Below are 16,114 nucleotides of genomic sequence, written 5' to 3'. Positions count from 1 at the left end.
TTTTGTAACGTGCCACCACCATGCAGTAAGATGAAGATTCTGATTCATGTCTTGATTATAGTTCGCTTTTATAGTTAGCGATGTCACAAATGTAAGCCCTGATTTTGCAAAAGCAAACTATAGTTGAGTTTTATTTTTAAACTATAGCTCATATACTAGTGGTTGACAAAGTCTTAAACATCTAAAACACAAGCCCTTGCTGCGTGTTTTCACCAGCAAGCATAAATAGCGGATAGTTGGATTGTTGGTGAAAACACCAACAATGGCAAAATGTCAAATATAAATAACAATATATATTACTAATAATCAACGAACTACAAAACTCCTTTTGTAGTAGGCAAGGTATTGTCGTTAGGGTTGCGGTGCACGGCCATCCTTATCGCTTTGGCAAAGGCTTTAAAAATCGCTTCTATTTTGTGGTGCTCATTCTGCCCTTCGGCTTTAATGTTTAGGTTCGATTTTGATGTATCGGAGAACGATTTAAAGAAATGAAAGAACATCTCAGTCGGCATATCCCCTACTTTCTCACGCTTAAAATCAGCTTCCCAGACTATCCATGGGCGGCCGCCAAAATCAATGGCCACCTGCGCCAGTACATCGTCCATCGGCAGCAAAAAGCCATAACGCGTAATGCCTTTTTTATCACCTAAAGCATTCAAAAATGCTTCGCCCAAAGCAAGTCCGGTGTCTTCAATGGTATGGTGCTCGTCAATATGCAGGTCGCCTTTTACAGCTATAGTCAGGTCTACGTTGCCGTGGCGGGCCAGCTGCTCCAGCATATGGTCAAAAAAGCCAAGACCAGTTTTGATGTCGGATTTCCCGGTGCCGTCCAGGTTCAGGTCTATCAGGATGTCGGTTTCGGACGTCTGCCGGCGTATAGTTGCTTTGCGCGGCGGCAGCTTCAGGAAACGATAGATCTCGTCCCAGTCGTTGGTGCTCAGTGCAGCTTCATCGCTCTGGAAATCGGCTAACAATATGGCTTTAGCACCCAGATTCTTGGCCAGTTGCACATCCGTAAGGCGGTCACCGATAACGTAGCTGTTGGCAAGGTCGTAGTCTTCTTCCAGGTACTTTTTCAGCATGCCAATGCCGGGCTTGCGCGTTTCCAGGCCTTCGTGTTCAAAGCTGCGGTCGATCAGGATATCCGAGAACTCAATGCCTTCGCTTTTCAGAATATCCAGCATTTTGTTCTGATATGGCCAGAAAGTGTGCTCCGGGTAAGAATCAGTGCCCAGACCGTCCTGGTTCGTAACCATCACAAACTCGTAATCCAGTTCATTAAAAATCTTGTGCAGGTTGCGGATCACTTTCGGTATGAACTCAAACTTCTCAAAAGAATCAACCTGGTAATCGGTCTTCGGCTCCACCAGAATGGTACCATCACGATCTATAAATAATGCTTTTTTCATTTTCTTTCTTTGACTATTTGACAAAGGACTGTGTGACAAAAGAGATACATAAAGTGGTCTTTTGTCCTTTGTCAATTAATCCTTTGTCTAAACTTTAAATTCAGCCATGGCCTGGTATAGTTTCTGGTTCTCGTCTGTGGTGCCAACTGATATGCGCAGGCAATTTTCGCAGCCGGGCACGCTCGAACGGTTACGCGTTACAATCCCTTTATCCAGCAGGTAACTATACAGCGCGTTTGCATCCTTCACCTTCACCAATATAAAGTTGGCATCTGTCGGGTACACTTTCTCAACTATAGCCAGGGTTGGCAAAGCCGCTTCCAATAGCTGCCGTTCCTGAATGATCTCTTCGATCATGTACTTCAACTGTTCATCCTGATCAAGGGCTTTTAGGGCTAGTTCCTGAGTAGCTTCGTTTATATTGTACGGCGGTTTGATTTTGTCGAGCAGCGCAATGATCTCTTCTGACGCGAAGGCCATACCCAAACGCAAACCGGCCATGCCCCATGCTTTGGAGAAAGTCTGCAGCACCACCAAATTAGGGAAATCCTGCAGGCGCGTAGTCCAGCTTGGCTCATCCGAAAAATCAATGTACGCTTCGTCAACTATAACCAGTCCGTCAAAGTTGTCGAGAATTGCTTCAATGTCTTCGGGGTTGATATTATTGCCGGTCGGGTTGTTGGGCGAGCAGATAAAGATCAGCTTTGTTTCGGGCTTCACGTTTCGCAGCACTTCGGCCACCGGAATCTGGAAATCAGCAGTCAGTTGTACCGTATCCAGCTGCACATCGTTCAGGTTGGCAGATACTTCGTACATGCCGTAGGTTGGCGGTAAAAAAAGCGCGCGGTCCTGCCCCGGACGGCAAACCATCCGGAACAACAGATCAATCGCTTCGTCAGAGCCATTGCCCAGGAATATCTGCGACGGCTTCACTCCTTTTATAGTGGCTATCTTACTTTTCAGGGCTTTCTGGTGCGGATCAGGGTAGCGGTTATAGTTGTTGCCGGCCAGGCTGCCCAGGTTATTTTCGTTGGCATCCAGGTACACGCTGGCCGTGCCTTTAAACTCGTCACGGGCCGATGCGTAGGGCTTCATACGCCATACATTCGGCCTAACTATACTTTGTAAGTCAAACATTTATAGTTTCTTTAATCGGATACTTACTGCATTTTTGTGTGCCTGCAAACCTTCAGCATCGGCCATTAATTCTATGGTTCTGCCTATGTTCTGCAGACCTTCCGGCGTTATGTACTGGAACGTGATCTTCCGGACAAAACTATCCAAAGAAACGCCGCTATAAGCACGTGCATAACCATTTGTCGGCAAGGTGTGGTTGGTTCCGGATGCATAATCGCCGGCGGCTTCGGGCGTATAGTTGCCCAGGAAAACAGAGCCAGCATTTACCACGCCATCAGCTATAGTTTGCAAATCTTTTATGGCCAAAATCAGGTGCTCCGGGGCATATAAATTAGAGAAATCGAGCATTTGCCTGGCACTTTTCATAACTATAGCCATGCTGTTTTCCAGCGCCTGCGCGGCTACGGCTTCGCGTGGCAGTTCCTGTAGTTGCTTCTCAATTTCTGAGATCACCTGGTCAATTATAGTTTCGGATGTGCTCAGCAACACCACCTGCGAATCGGGTCCGTGCTCGGCCTGAGAAAGCAGGTCGGCAGCTACAAAAGCAGGATCAGCTGTTTCATCGGCCATCACCAGCACTTCCGACGGGCCAGCCGGCATATCGATAGCCACGCCCAGTTGCGTCACCAGTTGCTTGGCCATGGTTACGTACTGGTTGCCCGGTCCGAAGATCTTACTTACAGCAGGCACACTTTCGGTACCAAATGCCATGGCAGCTACGGCTTGTGCGCCACCTGCTTTCACTATAGTTTCGATGCCTAACAACGATGCCGTATAGCGGATGGCCGGGTGTATAGCACCTTCTTTAGACGGTGGCGTGCAAAGCACAATTTGTTTACAGCCAGCCAGTTTTGCCGGAATCCCCAGCATCAACAGCGTAGAAAAAAGCGGCGCTGTACCACCCGGAATGTAAAGCCCTACCTTCTCGATAGCCACACTTTTACGCCAGCAGTTTACGCCCGGCATCGTTTCAACTATAGGCATCTGCTCGGCCTGCTGCAAATGGAACAGCTGAATGTTACTGTACGCCTGTAAAATCGCTTCTTTCAGTTCGGCGCTGATCTCGTATTCAGCGGTGGCCAGTTCTTCGGGTGTTGCCAGTAAAGCATCCGGGCGTTTGCCATCATACTTTTCTGCCAGTTGGTACAAGGCTTCGTCCCCCTGCTCCTGCACCAGCTTAAAGATGCCGCGTATAGTTGGCTCCAGTTCCTGCAGGTCTTTTACTGGTCGCTTTGCCAACTCGGGCCAAACTATAGTTTCCGGGTATAGTAGCTTCTTCATCAGATGATCATTTTCTCAATCGGAACAACCAGGATACCCTGCGCACCAGCCGCTTTCAGCTTTTCAATTTTGTCCCAGAAATCGTCTTCGTTTACAACAGAGTGCAATGAGCTCCAGCCTTCTTCCAGCAACGGCAGAACCGTCGGCGACTTCACACCCGGTAGTAACTTAGATATCTCAGCCACTTTATCGTTCGGGGCATTTAATAAGATATACTTGGCACGCTGGGCACGCTGAACGGATTGTATCCGGAATAAAAGTTTCTCCAGTATTTCCTGTTTCTCAGCATTAAGGTCTTTGTTTGCAATTAGCACTGCCTGCGACTTAAACACACGTTCCACTTCCTTCAGACCATTGCTGATAAGAGTACTGCCCGAACTAACTATATCACAAATCGCATCAGCCAGGCCAATGCTTGGAGCGATCTCCACCGACCCGCTTATCGTATGAATATTGGCTTGCACGCCACGTTCTGAAAGGTAAGACTGCAGTAAATTAGGGTATGATGTGGCAATGTTCTTCCCGTTCAGGTCTTCGATAGAGCTATAGTTGTCGCCTTTGGGCACGGCCAGCGACAAGCGGCATTTCGAGAAACCAAGCTCTTCTACGGTCAGGTGTTGCATGCCTTCTTCCACCAGCACATTCTGGCCAACTATACCAATATCGGCCACGCCGTCGGCTACATAACCGGGAATATCATCGTCGCGAAGAAAAAGAATCTCCAGCGGAAAATTAGTGGATTCTGTTTTTAGTTTCAGGCTGCTGCTGATGAACGAGATACCGCACTCACGGATCAGTTTAAGCGAATCATCACTGAGCCTGCCTGACTTTTGTATGGCTATACGAAGCATAAAATTTGTTCTGAAAATGAAAATAAAGGCGATCTATACCCTGCTTCCTGCAACGTATAAAATGGGTATACACCCAACGGGGGCTATATGTTAATTGGATTCCTCTTACGAGGAATGATGGAAATGATGTACGTGCGCAGCAGTACCACAGGCAACAGAAGTTGCCGGAGTAGAAAGGATGCTATGTAACGTGGCGTTGCGCATTGTATGGCTGCAAAAGTAAAGCAGGATTTTTTAGTAAACTATAAAATGCCGGAAAAGTTTGATAAGGCTGATAAAAAATAAAGTGCCGGCCCTTTTGCAGGAGACCGGCACTTTATAGTTGTTACAGGCTCTTTGCCCGGGTTATTTATTCAGGATCATCTTCACAGACTTGGCTCCGGAAGGTGTAAGCAAACGGGCAATGTACATACCCTTAGATAAAGCGCTGCCATCAAACCCGAACTCATATAACTTACCGGCCTCGGCCACGCCCATGTTCACTTTCTTGATCAGAACACCGCGCATGTCATACACTTCCAGCAGGTAGCTTTCCGATTTTTCTAAACTAAACGCTATAGTTGTTCTGTCAGTGAACGTGTTCGGGTAGTTGTAGAACTGTGCTGTTTGCGGTTTTTCAGCTACCTCAAGTTTAGAGCCTTTGGTGGCTGTTTTCACTTCGTGGATCACGATGGAGCCTCCGCCGAGAATGGTATTATTGCCAAGCTCTGCATTTTCGAGGGTACCTCTTGCGTTATCATATACCACATTACCGCCGTTCCATATCTTAATGCGGAATTTGTCGTAACCGCCGCTACCATTTACCTGTCCGTCTGTCGCAACAACCATAAAATCGTAAGTTCCTGTTCTACCTGCAATTGTACCAGTGCCTTTATAAGTTGCCTTAGCACCAGATATTACCAGTGAACCTGCGTTATGTGCTGCGCTCTTAAAGTTGATGTTACCTGCCTGGAACTGGAACTCGGTGTTGCCTTCTACTTCGTTTTTGCCTTTTTTGTATTTAGCCACAAAACCGAAGTTAGCTTTACCAGTTACGTCAGAATTTTCCAGCGCTCCTGCCGGCGAATTTATCCAGCCACCGCCGGTTACAAATCCGCCATCAGGATCATAAACTGGGAGGTAAACTACTGGAGATACGGAGCAACCACCTGCTGATGCAGTAATTGCATACACGTTAACTGGAAGTTTACCAAGTTTAAAAGTTGCGTTACCTGATGCATCGCTTGTAGCCGTGTATTTTTCTTCACCATCAATGAGAAGTTTAACAGCTACTCCTGCTATATTGGATGCTCCATTTTTAACCGAAACAATTATGGTAACATCCTCCAGGATACTTCTTGGGTTGCTGGCACTACTTGCGTCTAGTGCGACATCATTTATAGTAAGCTTACCATTTACCAATGTTGTAGTATAGTTGCTGAGTTTATCGTCAATGCTGGCCGGAATTACACTTGTGCCATTGATACTATAGGTTGTTGTAATAACCTCATTATTAACAGCTCCGGAAACATTGCTACTATAATTAGTCAATGGGTCGACTTGTCCGCAGTACTTGCTCATGCTTGGTGCAGTTATAGTAAGCGGCGCCGGCGTAATGTCAGCGGTTGTTGTAGCAAATAAAGAACTCAGTTTATAGTTCGGATTGCTGATAGCTACATTAGCGTTTACTGCCTTGCTCACACCAACATGCCTGTCACTAAACTTAGCGTTGCTTACTGTTACTGCAACCACATCGCCGGAAACTATAGTTGCTACCGGAACACTACCTGTGGCAGAAGCTACGTCAGTACCGTCATAAACTTTGTTAACTGCTGTAATCTGGGCAGTAACCTCTTTCGGAGATATCGTTGCGTTTGCAATGCTCAAGTTTCCTAAACTATAGTTGTCTTTGTCAGTACCAGCCAGCGAAACATCAGCGCTTACTGTTCTGTCGCCTGCATTGACATTGTTAAACAGCGCATTTGTTACCACCGTCGCTACATCGTCGCCGGTAATTACACCATCTAACGTAGCAGTAGTGCCCGGTGCATTTGCGTTACCGTCATATACCTTACCCGGGTTAGCTAACGTTGCTGTTAGTTCTTTTGGCGCGATAAACAGTGTACTGGTAGCATTTTCAGCGGTATAGTTGCTGTTATTTAGCGTGGCTACAACCGCATACGAATTTGCCGCTTTTGGCAATGCAGACGCACCGTTGTAAGTAACTGTTACAGCCAGACCTGCTGGTGCTGTTGTTACAGTTACAGCTTGCGTATTGCCGTTATATACCTTGCTAAGATCCGCTAATGTTATAGAAGCAGGCGCTTGTGAAATGGTCAGTAAAGCATCAGTCTTGGTTGCGGTATAGTTACCAAGCTTATTATCCGGGTCGTTCAGCGTAACTGTAATCGGATACGTACCGACATTAGAATTTTCATCTGCCGTAGTGCTGTAATTAGCTGTTATGTTGTCATGGGTTTTAACGCCATCCAGTACGCCATCCAAAACAGGGTTAGCTATGCCGTAAATTCTGGATTTAGCATTGGCAATGGCAGTCAGGTTAGCTTTATTTATAGTTAGCGTACCATTTGTAATTACAGGTGTATTATAGTTACTTAAAGCATCACCAGCTAACACTGGAACAATATCATAAGTACCTACCGGACTGGAAGCTACAGCAGCGCTGCTATAGTTTGCTGTAATGGCATCCCCATTCTTGACACCTGTAATGGTACCGGTAAATGCTGGGTTTTCATCGCCATATGTTTTGCTCTTGTCGGAGGCCACTACGGAAATGTCTGCTTTGTTTATAGTGAGTACGCCGGCTTCGTAAATAAAACTATAGTTAGTTGCCTGGCCACCAGAAACTGAAATCGGATAGCTGCCTGCACTGCTGGTTATAGTTGCAGTAGTTGTAATGGCTGGTGCCTGCGTCAGCACACTTTCTGATTCGCTGTTTACAAAACCATCGTAGCTTATGGTCAGTTGCGGGTTAGCATCGCCATATATTCTGCTCTTGTCATCAGCTTTAACAGTTAACAGTGCTTTCGTGATCTCAAAATTTGCCGGGTTGTAGGTGATGCTATAGTTCGATAGCGCAGCTTCAGGGCTCAAAGTGGCGGTGATGCTATAGTTGCCAACTGTTTCGCCGGCTGCACGGGTATACTCTGCCGTAATGCCATCTCCTTCAATAAACCCTGCTGTCGAGCCGGTTAGCATAGGGTCTGAAGAGCCGTACACTTTTGTATTGGCTGCCGACGTAACCGAAGCCAGTTTTGGAGTGATATCAGCTAGTGCGTTAGCTATAGTTGTCAGGCTATAGTTGTCTTTATCATCTCCGGTCAGCGCTGCTCCTGCTAAGGAAACCGTTTTGCCGACACCTGCATGTTTGTTAGCAAAAGTGGCTGTACCACCGGTTAACTGTACATCATCTCCAGTTATAACGCCATCAAGGGTTAGGTTTGAAGCCGAAGCATTTTCAGTTCCATCGTACACTCTGCTGGCAGCGACAAATGCACCTGTTATTGGTTTGGCAGTAATAGCTGCCGTGGTGCTGGCTGTTGAGTTGCTTAAACTATAGTTTCCATTACTTATGGCAACGTCTGCCGTTACGGTTTTACCAGTGCCAGCGTTTTTGTCCGAGAACCGGGCATTAGTAACCGTTACTTCTACTATATCCTCTCCAACAAGTCCGGTAGGTATATTGCCCACAGCTTCAGCATCGGTATTCCCATCATACACTTTATCAGAAGCTGATATGGTGGCTGTAACCTGTTTCGGGTTAATGGTGAAAACAACTCCTGGTGTAAAGGTGAGCGTATAGTTGTTGCTGAGTGCCAGAGTACCTTTTAAAATAGCGTAAGTGCCTGCGTTTTCGCCGGCTGCTCTTGCAAGCGCCCCCGTAAAGGCATCGGACCCAACAAGATCTGTATTTGTGTAAGAGAATACAGGGTCATTGTTGCCGTAAATTTTACTTTGACTGGCTACCGGAGTTACAGTAATTGCTTTAGGGGTGATGCCAAATGTAGTACCGGTTACAAGGCTCAAACTATAGTTATCTCCCAGGCTAAGATCACCCAGGTTAACAGCATAGTCGCCTACATTCTCACCTTCGTCGCGAACAAGCTTGCCTGTAAAATTATCTCCGGAAACTACAGAACCACTTGTTACAGTGTAGGTAAGTTCCGGATCGGTTTGACCATAAATTTTGCTTAATGCATCAGCTGTTACAGCTACCGCCCTGCGCGTAATTGTGAAATCAGCAGCAGTGTAAGTAAGCGTATAGTTATTAGTAGCTGCCAGTGTACCCTGCGTAATGGCGTAAGTGCCCACATTATTTCCGATGGCTCTTGTTAAAGCTCCCGTCAAATGGGCTGCATCTACCAGGCTACCTTCCGAAATTTGGTATGTAAAGGCAGTCGGGTCTGTATCGCCGTACACCTTGGTCTGGCCTGTATTTGCAGCTATAGTTATCGGTCTTGGGGTTACAGTAAGAGTACCGTTAGTAGCAGTAACAGTATAGTTCTGGATAGTTGAACCGGTTACTTCCGGCACAATATTATAATCGCCTATTGGTGAGCCAGCTGTGGCGGCAGAAGAAGCGGTTACAGTAAAGCTTTCGCCCTGGGCACCACCACTAACTAGCGAACCTGAAAATGCCGGATTTGCATCGCCATAAACTTTGGTGGCATTAGCAGCGCTGATGGCTAAGTCAGCTTTCGCGATTACCAGCGTTCCTGTTGCTTGGGCGTTTGTATAGTTGTCGTTACCTGCAAACGTGGCCAGCACACTATAACTTCCTGCATTTACAGGAGATTCTACATCCTCATTTCCTAACGTGTACGTTACAGTCGCAGCGCCAAGGTTTTCATCGGCTACACCGCTTACTGTTGCGCTGCTAACTACTTTTCCTGAACCATCATAAGTATAAGGTCCGCCTACTGTTAAGGCTACGGTTGGCGTTGCCTTTGCCACGTTCAGCTGAACGGTTTTCTGCGCCTGGTTATAGTTGTTTGTTTCAGCTGCTGAAACAGTTAAGGTATGAGGTCCGGCACCAAGTACGGTTCCAGCGGCCGGCGTATAGGTCAGCGCACCATTGCCTATAGTTACAGATGCATTCAGTTGTGTTGCTGACAAAGCTGTACCATAGGTTATACCTGCAGGGCTTGCCCAGCTAATCACCTGGTCTGCTTTATTTATTACCAACGTACCAGTTGCACTGCCACTATAGTTATCGTTCACTAGTGTAGCCACCACAGCATAGCCGCCCTGCTTATAGTTTATAGGTAAATCTCCTGCCCCATCATAGGTTATAGTATAAGTGCTTGAGCCAGTTGCAGAAGTAGTAGCTGTAGCGGACTTTGCGTCTCCGTTATAGGTATGCTCCAGGTTGGCTAACGTTACAGTGGCTGTTGCTTTACCAATTACCAACGTGCCACTAACAGACTGGGCATTATAGTTTGCATTTGTAAGTGAAGCTACCACCTGGTAACTACCTGCAGCTGTAGGTACAGTTGCTTCACCATCATAGGTTACCGTTACCCCAACCAAGTTTGCCGGACTAGTTGTAACCGTTGCACCCTGTGGTGAGCTGTTGTAAGTTTTTGCTAAGTCAGCTAAAGTTAAAGTAGCAGTAGCTGGTGTAACAGTAAGCAATGCTGGCGTATTTGTTACCTCATAGTTTGCCAACTTACTATTTGGGTCTATGAGTGTCGCAGTTATCGGGTAGTCTCCTACGATAGAGGTTGTAGTTGCTGCAGAACTATAGCTGACCGAAATATTATCGCTTGAAAGTAAGCCTGTAACTGTTCCGTCTAAAGTAGGTAATGGATCGCCGTATACTTTCGTTTTTGGATTTACGGAAATGCTTAGCTGTCTCTGATTAACGGTTAACGTTGCGGCATTGCTGTATATGGTTGTATTGCATCCGGTTATCGCAGCTCTGTACTGATACCCGTTCATGGCAAAAGTTGGGGTAGTCACAGTATAAGTTGCAGATGTTGCACCATTTATCGGTGTCCAATTACTGCCATTATCACTACTTACTTGCCACTGATAGCTGTTTATATCACCAGATGCTGTAACTGAAAAGGTTGGGTTAGAATCGCCGTAGGTAACTTCACTTGGTTGAGGTTGAGAAGTTACTAAAGGGGAAGAACAAGTTATAGCTGTTACTGTAAATGAATTTTGAGTAGTGGTTTTATTGTAATCCTTTGTACCTGTAAAATCTGCCTTTATTCCATTATTTCCATTGTAACTCCCAGCGGCTTGAATTACATTATATACTATAGTAGCTGTACCAGATGAGTTAGTATTAACAGTAGCAATTTTTATATTATTGATATAAAAATCAACAGGAACGTTACTTATAATCTCACCACTATTGGTACCATTTGTTTGCCTTAATGTAGCAGTTATATTAATGTTAGAGCCTTGAACAGCGGATGCTGGACTTAAAAGTGTAATTGAAGTATTTATTGCATCCGTAAAATAAGCCAGGCCCTGATAAGCCGTTTCCTTACCATCAACTATAACTGTAAACTTAGTACCTAAATGCCGTTCTTCTATCGGGTATTCAATTCGCCAGGTACCATCCGGGTTTACTTTAGTATCATGGTAGCCGTGGTGATGCTCGTGTGCCGGATCTTCTTCCAGGTGAATATCGACTAAACTGTCCAATGTCCAGCCAGATCCGGTAATGATGGCTATTTCGCCGGGGGCATAATCATCTTTATCTGAGGTTACTGTCGGAACAGGTTTACCGGCAGCAAGGTAAGCATTTTGGGCCTGCACACTAATGGAGGCAAACATCAATAGAACCGGCAACAATAACAAGTACCGGTACCAACTCAAAAACAATACTCTGAGTGTTAGTAAAGCTTTAACATGCATAAATTCCAGGGTTAAAGTATAAAAGTTAATTTCTCCATTTTACTCGCTACCAATTAGCGCCACGCAGTGTATTTGGATTTTGCTTGATTAAGCATCAGCAAAATAAAAGCAAACACTAAAGCACAATGTGCTCAAGCATCGTCAGACAGCATGTAAAAACATGAATTTATTTAGGATTATTTATTCTTATTTAAGTTATATACAAAATAAATAAGAAAAAGTTGTATTTAGTTCACATCATACTTATTATTATGTGTAAATGTTTCTTAGCTAAGTGAAATATAAATATCCGCAGGTGAATAATTTTTATGAACCCGATTGGTATAGCAAAAGGTACTCTGTCAGATTGTTGCGGCAGGCAGGAACTTTACCACATAGTTTTTACCTTTGCAGGAATTGTAGTTTATAACAAAAATGGCAAGGTTTTTTCGGTGATAACTAAATCCCGAAATCCATACATGCTTATAAGTATCATATGAAAAAGTATCTGCTACCTATACTGTTACTTTTCACACTGCTTTTTGCCGATTTGCAGGCTAGTGCACAGGTTAAACTGCCTCAGCCTAGCCCCGAAGCTAACATCAAGCAAACTATTGGCCTAACCGATATTGCCATCCGGTACCATGCACCCGGTGTTAAAGGCCGTAAAATTTTTGGCGGACTTGTGCCTTATGGTAAACTATGGCGTGCCGGAGCCAATGAAGCAACCCTGATCACGTTTACTGATGAGCTTTTTCTGAACCACGAACGGGTGCCGGCCGGTACCTACTCGTTTTTTATACTTCCGGAAAGCGACAGTGTCTGGAACATAGTCTTGAACCGCGACACGACATTGTGGGGTTTGGAAGGTTACGATGAACTGAAAGATGTGGCATACCTGCGCGTAAAACCAACCAAGGTACCGTTTACTGAAACCATGCAGTTCAGCTTTTCTGATATCGGTACGAACACCGGTTACCTGAACATGACCTGGGAAAACTCCAGGATTGCCGTGCGCATCGAAACCGAAATTGAGAAGAAAGCATTGGCCAACATTGAAGATGCCCTGAAAAAAGCTGCTCCTGACGACTGGTATACCTGGGCACAATGTGCCGATTACATGGTGGCTCGTAAAGAACTACACCAACGCGCCCTCGAACTGATCAATAAATCGATTGCTATAAAGGAGACCTTTTTCAATAACTGGGTGAAAGCCAAACTATACGCCCTTAACAAGGAATACGAAATGGCCGCAGACCTTACTGCTAAAGCAATTCAGTTGGGCAAAAACGAGCCTGAATCGTACCAGACCTATGCCCGCGACATTGAGAATGCCCACAATTCCTGGAAAAAACGAAAAATGTAAAAGCTAACAAAACAGAGCCTCAGAAATGAAGCTCTGTTTTGTTATATACTTACTTGTTAAAATTTTTAAGAGCGCTAAAGCCTTACAAATTGTGTGTTGTTACTGATTGTGTATGGTTTAGGCATTAGGCGCTCTGAGGTCTAATCTGCCTTTTTTATAGTTTAGTCCCTATTTTATAATTACCGTTTTTACAACCACCCCTGCCCCTCAGAGCTACGCTCGCTACCTTCGAACTCTCGTTCTCGGTAGTTTAAGGAGGGAGCTTTTAGGCCTTTGCTATAGTTGATAGGATAGTTCTATAGTTCTGGCAAAGCACGGACAGGTCGCGACCTGTCCCTACGAAACTATAGCCACGATCAATTTCTAGGCTTAGCGGTTCAAACTATAGCTACAGGTCAATAGTAGAAAGAACGCAGTCTTTGGGTTGAGCGCCTTTGACTTGTTGCGGTGCCGCAGGCAATCCGAGGCACGAGGATAGCAAGAAGGCAGCAGCGCGATGCCCGAAGACGGGGCCTCCCGGCCGTGAGGGAGCCAAAGCTAAGATGAAACTATAGGTGTATAAAGCTCCCAGGATTGGAGGGAATTTGAAAGGATGCTTGGTTATGCTTATTTAAACAATAGGACATATAAGATCCCTCGACATCGCTCGGAATGACAAAAGGAAACTATAGAACCAGACGCTAGCAGAAGCTGCGCACACTGCTTGGCCTAAAAACTATCAGCTGAAATAGATTTCTCCTTGCCTCGAAATGACAAGCAGTTAAGAATACCCTTATAAAGGAACGATTTAAAACTTGGCTACAAAGCGGAGGTTCAGGCGGCGGCCAGTCAGGTAATTTGGTACAGCGTAAGTGATGCCGTTCATATCGCTCACGTAGGTATAAGACACCCTGTTATTTGCATCTATTAAGTTCAGTACCTCCAGCCCGATCCATAAACTCTCCAGCGAAAGCTTTTTCTTTTCTACCAGGTCACTTTCAAGTATAAGCACTTTAGAGAAACCGATATCTACCCGCTTATAAGATTTACCTGAAAACGCATTCCGGAACTCAGGCTGCCTTGGCGGACCAAAAGGCAACCCACTGCCATAAACCAGGTTCAGGTACATTCTTATCGTTGGGTTATCCGGCAAATGGTCCTGGAAGAAGACCCCGATGTTTACCAACTGGTCAGATGGCCTGCGAATGTAGCCTTGCTCCTGCCGGCCGGTAATGTCCCCATTAGCCCCATATACATTTACAGAATCTCCCTGCACATCTTCCCTAGTCCTCATCAAACCTAAACTTAGCCACGACTCCGCTCCTTTTATAAATTCGCCGTTAACACGCACGTCCATACCAGCCGCATACGCCTTTGCATTGTTTTTAGCATAGTAGCGCAGCCTAACATTGTCAATATCATAGGGCACTACGTTGGTCAGGTGTTTATAGTAAAGTTCAGAGGTAAGCTTAAAGTCACGGTCCCAGGCTTTAAACAAGTAATCGCTGCCAAGTATAGCATGTACCGACCGTTGAGCTTTCAGGTCTGGGTTAAGTACGCCATCAAAATCGCGGAGCTCCCGGTAAAATGGCGGCTGATAATATACCCCCAGCGCTGCCTTAAAAGAAAGATCAGGATTGCGACGGGTAATAAAAGAATACTGTACACGCGGCGACAAAAGCCATTCGCCATTCAGGTCCCAGTAGCTGGCGCGTACACCATACGTCAGGGTTTTTAAAGAATCAAGGTCTATAGAGTGCTGTACATAAGCGTTGTAGCGGAGCGTTTTCAGGTTTAAGTCTGATTGTAAGGCGTACGTCTGCAATACATAATCAGAAGAATCCCTGAAACCATACTCATCCAGTTCATCTTCCATTTTCTCCTGCCCTGCTTTTATACCAAATTGCAGTTCATTTGCCTGGTTTATCGTCCAGGTGTTACGGCTCTCGGCCGTTAAAACGCGGGCCAGTAAGGCGTTACGGGCATGGTTAAACTCGCTGCCTATGCCCAGTACCATCTGGCATTCTTCAAAGTTGCCGGTATTATCCATCTCACAAATACGGTAGCCCGCTTCAATATCCCGGAACTCGCGTTCGCGTGAGGACACTCCTGACAGTATAAGCTCAGAACTATAGTTGGAGGAAAACTGATGCGCCAGGTTAAGGCCCGCCTGGTAAGTGCTATAGTTCATCTTCTCACGACCATCAAACCCTACATAAAGCCGTAAGGGTACCTGGCGCGTACCAAATGTCGTAACCCTCGATTCCGGGATTACCAGGTAATCGTTATTGGCATAACTGGTTAGTATACCCAATGTTGTTTTGCCGGTAGGCGTTGGCCCTTTCCCCAGATCTATACTTACATAGGCTTGCGCATCCGAGAAGTTAGGTTTGTACTCACCATCGGTTTGCAGACCCTGTAACAGGTATTGCCCGTTTTTGTGCCGCACACCCAACAAATAGGAAATCTTTTTATTCTTGGAGGCATTTTCTACGTGCAGTGCGCCGCCGGTTAAACTACCGGTTATAGTTGCACCAAAAGAGGTTGGCCTTTTGTAAGCTATGCTGAGCACCGACGACAGTTTGTCGCCATACTTGGGTTGCCAGCCTCCCGACGAAAATTCGATGTTGCCAACCAGGTCCGGGTTTACAAAACTGAGTCCCTCTTGCTGTGCATTGCTAACCAAAAATGGCCGGTAGATCTCGATGCCATTTACATATACCAGGTTCTCGTCATAATTACCACCCCGCACCGAATACGTACTTGAAAGTTCGTTATTGCTGCTTACACCCGGTAAGGTAACTAGTATCTTATTAAAATCGCCATAGGCTGAGGGCAGTTTTTTAGTAAGGCGTGGGTCCAGCGTTGTTGTGCTGGCCTGTTCACGGGTGTCGCCGTCACGTTTGCCCTGCACCTGCACGGTGGAGAGTTGCTTGGGGTCTGGCTCAAGTATAAATGCTAAAGTTATAGTTTGGCCGGTTGCTACTTTTACCTTTTGGGTCAGCTCTTTATAGCCAAGGTAACGAACGACTACCTCTAGTTGTGTATTTGCCGGCACCTGAAGTATAAACTGACCTTGTGCGTCACTTTTAGCACCAATAGTTGTGCCTTTTATACCGACTGTTGCCAGCTCAAGCGGCGCCTTATCGGGTGTGCGAATGGTGCCTTTTATACTTCCCTGTTGTGCTAAAACACCCAGCGGCAAAAGCAACATCCAGCATACCGACAGGTATTTCAGCATC

Annotated in this window: 7 protein-coding genes; 1 reads left to right on the top strand and 6 read right to left on the bottom strand. The window is 45.7% G+C overall.

The window, feature by feature from the left end:
* Positions 1–314 precede the first annotated feature (314 nt).
* The 5 genes from hisB to GWO68_RS00340 form a co-directional block, all read right to left on the bottom strand.
* Entirely contained in the window at positions 315–1,409 is a 1,095-nt protein-coding gene (gene hisB / locus GWO68_RS00360) for a bifunctional histidinol-phosphatase/imidazoleglycerol-phosphate dehydratase HisB (RefSeq protein ID WP_162344414.1), read from the bottom strand.
* A gap of 87 nt (positions 1,410–1,496) precedes the next feature.
* Positions 1,497–2,546 carry a histidinol-phosphate transaminase gene (gene hisC, locus GWO68_RS00355; protein WP_162344413.1) on the bottom strand — a complete coding sequence of 350 codons (1,050 nt, stop codon included), beginning with the start codon at positions 2,544–2,546 and terminating at the stop codon, positions 1,497–1,499.
* The gene (hisD, locus tag GWO68_RS00350; protein WP_162344412.1) at positions 2,547–3,827 is read right to left on the bottom strand and encodes a histidinol dehydrogenase; all 1,281 of its coding nucleotides are present in this window, start codon (positions 3,825–3,827) and stop codon (positions 2,547–2,549) included.
* Positions 3,827–4,678, bottom strand: coding sequence for an ATP phosphoribosyltransferase (gene hisG, locus GWO68_RS00345; RefSeq protein WP_162344411.1), 852 nt, complete (start codon positions 4,676–4,678; stop codon positions 3,827–3,829). Before hisG ends, hisD begins: the two co-directional genes overlap by 1 nt.
* A 345-nt stretch (positions 4,679–5,023) precedes the next feature.
* Positions 5,024–11,467, bottom strand: coding sequence for an MBG domain-containing protein (locus tag GWO68_RS00340; protein ID WP_162344410.1), 6,444 nt, complete (start codon positions 11,465–11,467; stop codon positions 5,024–5,026).
* A 556-nt stretch (positions 11,468–12,023) separates the two neighbouring features.
* Between GWO68_RS00340 and GWO68_RS00335 the strand changes: the two genes are divergently transcribed.
* A complete protein-coding gene (locus GWO68_RS00335) occupies positions 12,024–12,893 on the top strand; it encodes a DUF2911 domain-containing protein (RefSeq protein ID WP_162344409.1) in 870 nt (289 codons plus the stop codon).
* 787 nt (positions 12,894–13,680) lie between these two features.
* On the opposite strand, the gene GWO68_RS00330 is transcribed toward GWO68_RS00335, so the two are convergent.
* Positions 13,681–16,113 (bottom strand): TonB-dependent receptor, encoded by a 2,433-nt coding sequence (locus tag GWO68_RS00330; protein WP_162344408.1) that lies wholly within the window; start codon positions 16,111–16,113, stop codon positions 13,681–13,683.
* Position 16,114: the final 1 nt, after the last annotated feature.

Origin of the sequence: Pontibacter fetidus, from assembly GCF_010119545.1 — a bacterium.
In the GTDB taxonomy this organism is placed as follows: domain Bacteria; phylum Bacteroidota; class Bacteroidia; order Cytophagales; family Hymenobacteraceae; genus Pontibacter; species Pontibacter fetidus.
Note: the sequence above shows the minus strand (reverse complement) of the source record. Positions and strands in the feature narration are given on the sequence as shown.

Bases quoted from the DNA above. Each gene is read 5' to 3' on its own strand.
- GWO68_RS00330 (WP_162344408.1), bottom strand. From the start codon at position 16,113: ATGCTGAAATACCTGTCGGTATGCTGGATGTTGCTTTTGCCGCTGGGT.
- GWO68_RS00335 (WP_162344409.1), top strand. From the start codon at position 12,024: ATGAAAAAGTATCTGCTACCTATACTGTTACTTTTCACACTGCTTTTT.
- hisG (WP_162344411.1), bottom strand. From the start codon at position 4,678: ATGCTTCGTATAGCCATACAAAAGTCAGGCAGGCTCAGTGATGATTCG.
- hisC (WP_162344413.1), bottom strand. From the start codon at position 2,546: ATGTTTGACTTACAAAGTATAGTTAGGCCGAATGTATGGCGTATGAAG.
- GWO68_RS00340 (WP_162344410.1), bottom strand. From the start codon at position 11,467: ATGTTTGCCTCCATTAGTGTGCAGGCCCAAAATGCTTACCTTGCTGCC.
- hisD (WP_162344412.1), bottom strand. From the start codon at position 3,827: ATGAAGAAGCTACTATACCCGGAAACTATAGTTTGGCCCGAGTTGGCA.
- hisB (WP_162344414.1), bottom strand. From the start codon at position 1,409: ATGAAAAAAGCATTATTTATAGATCGTGATGGTACCATTCTGGTGGAG.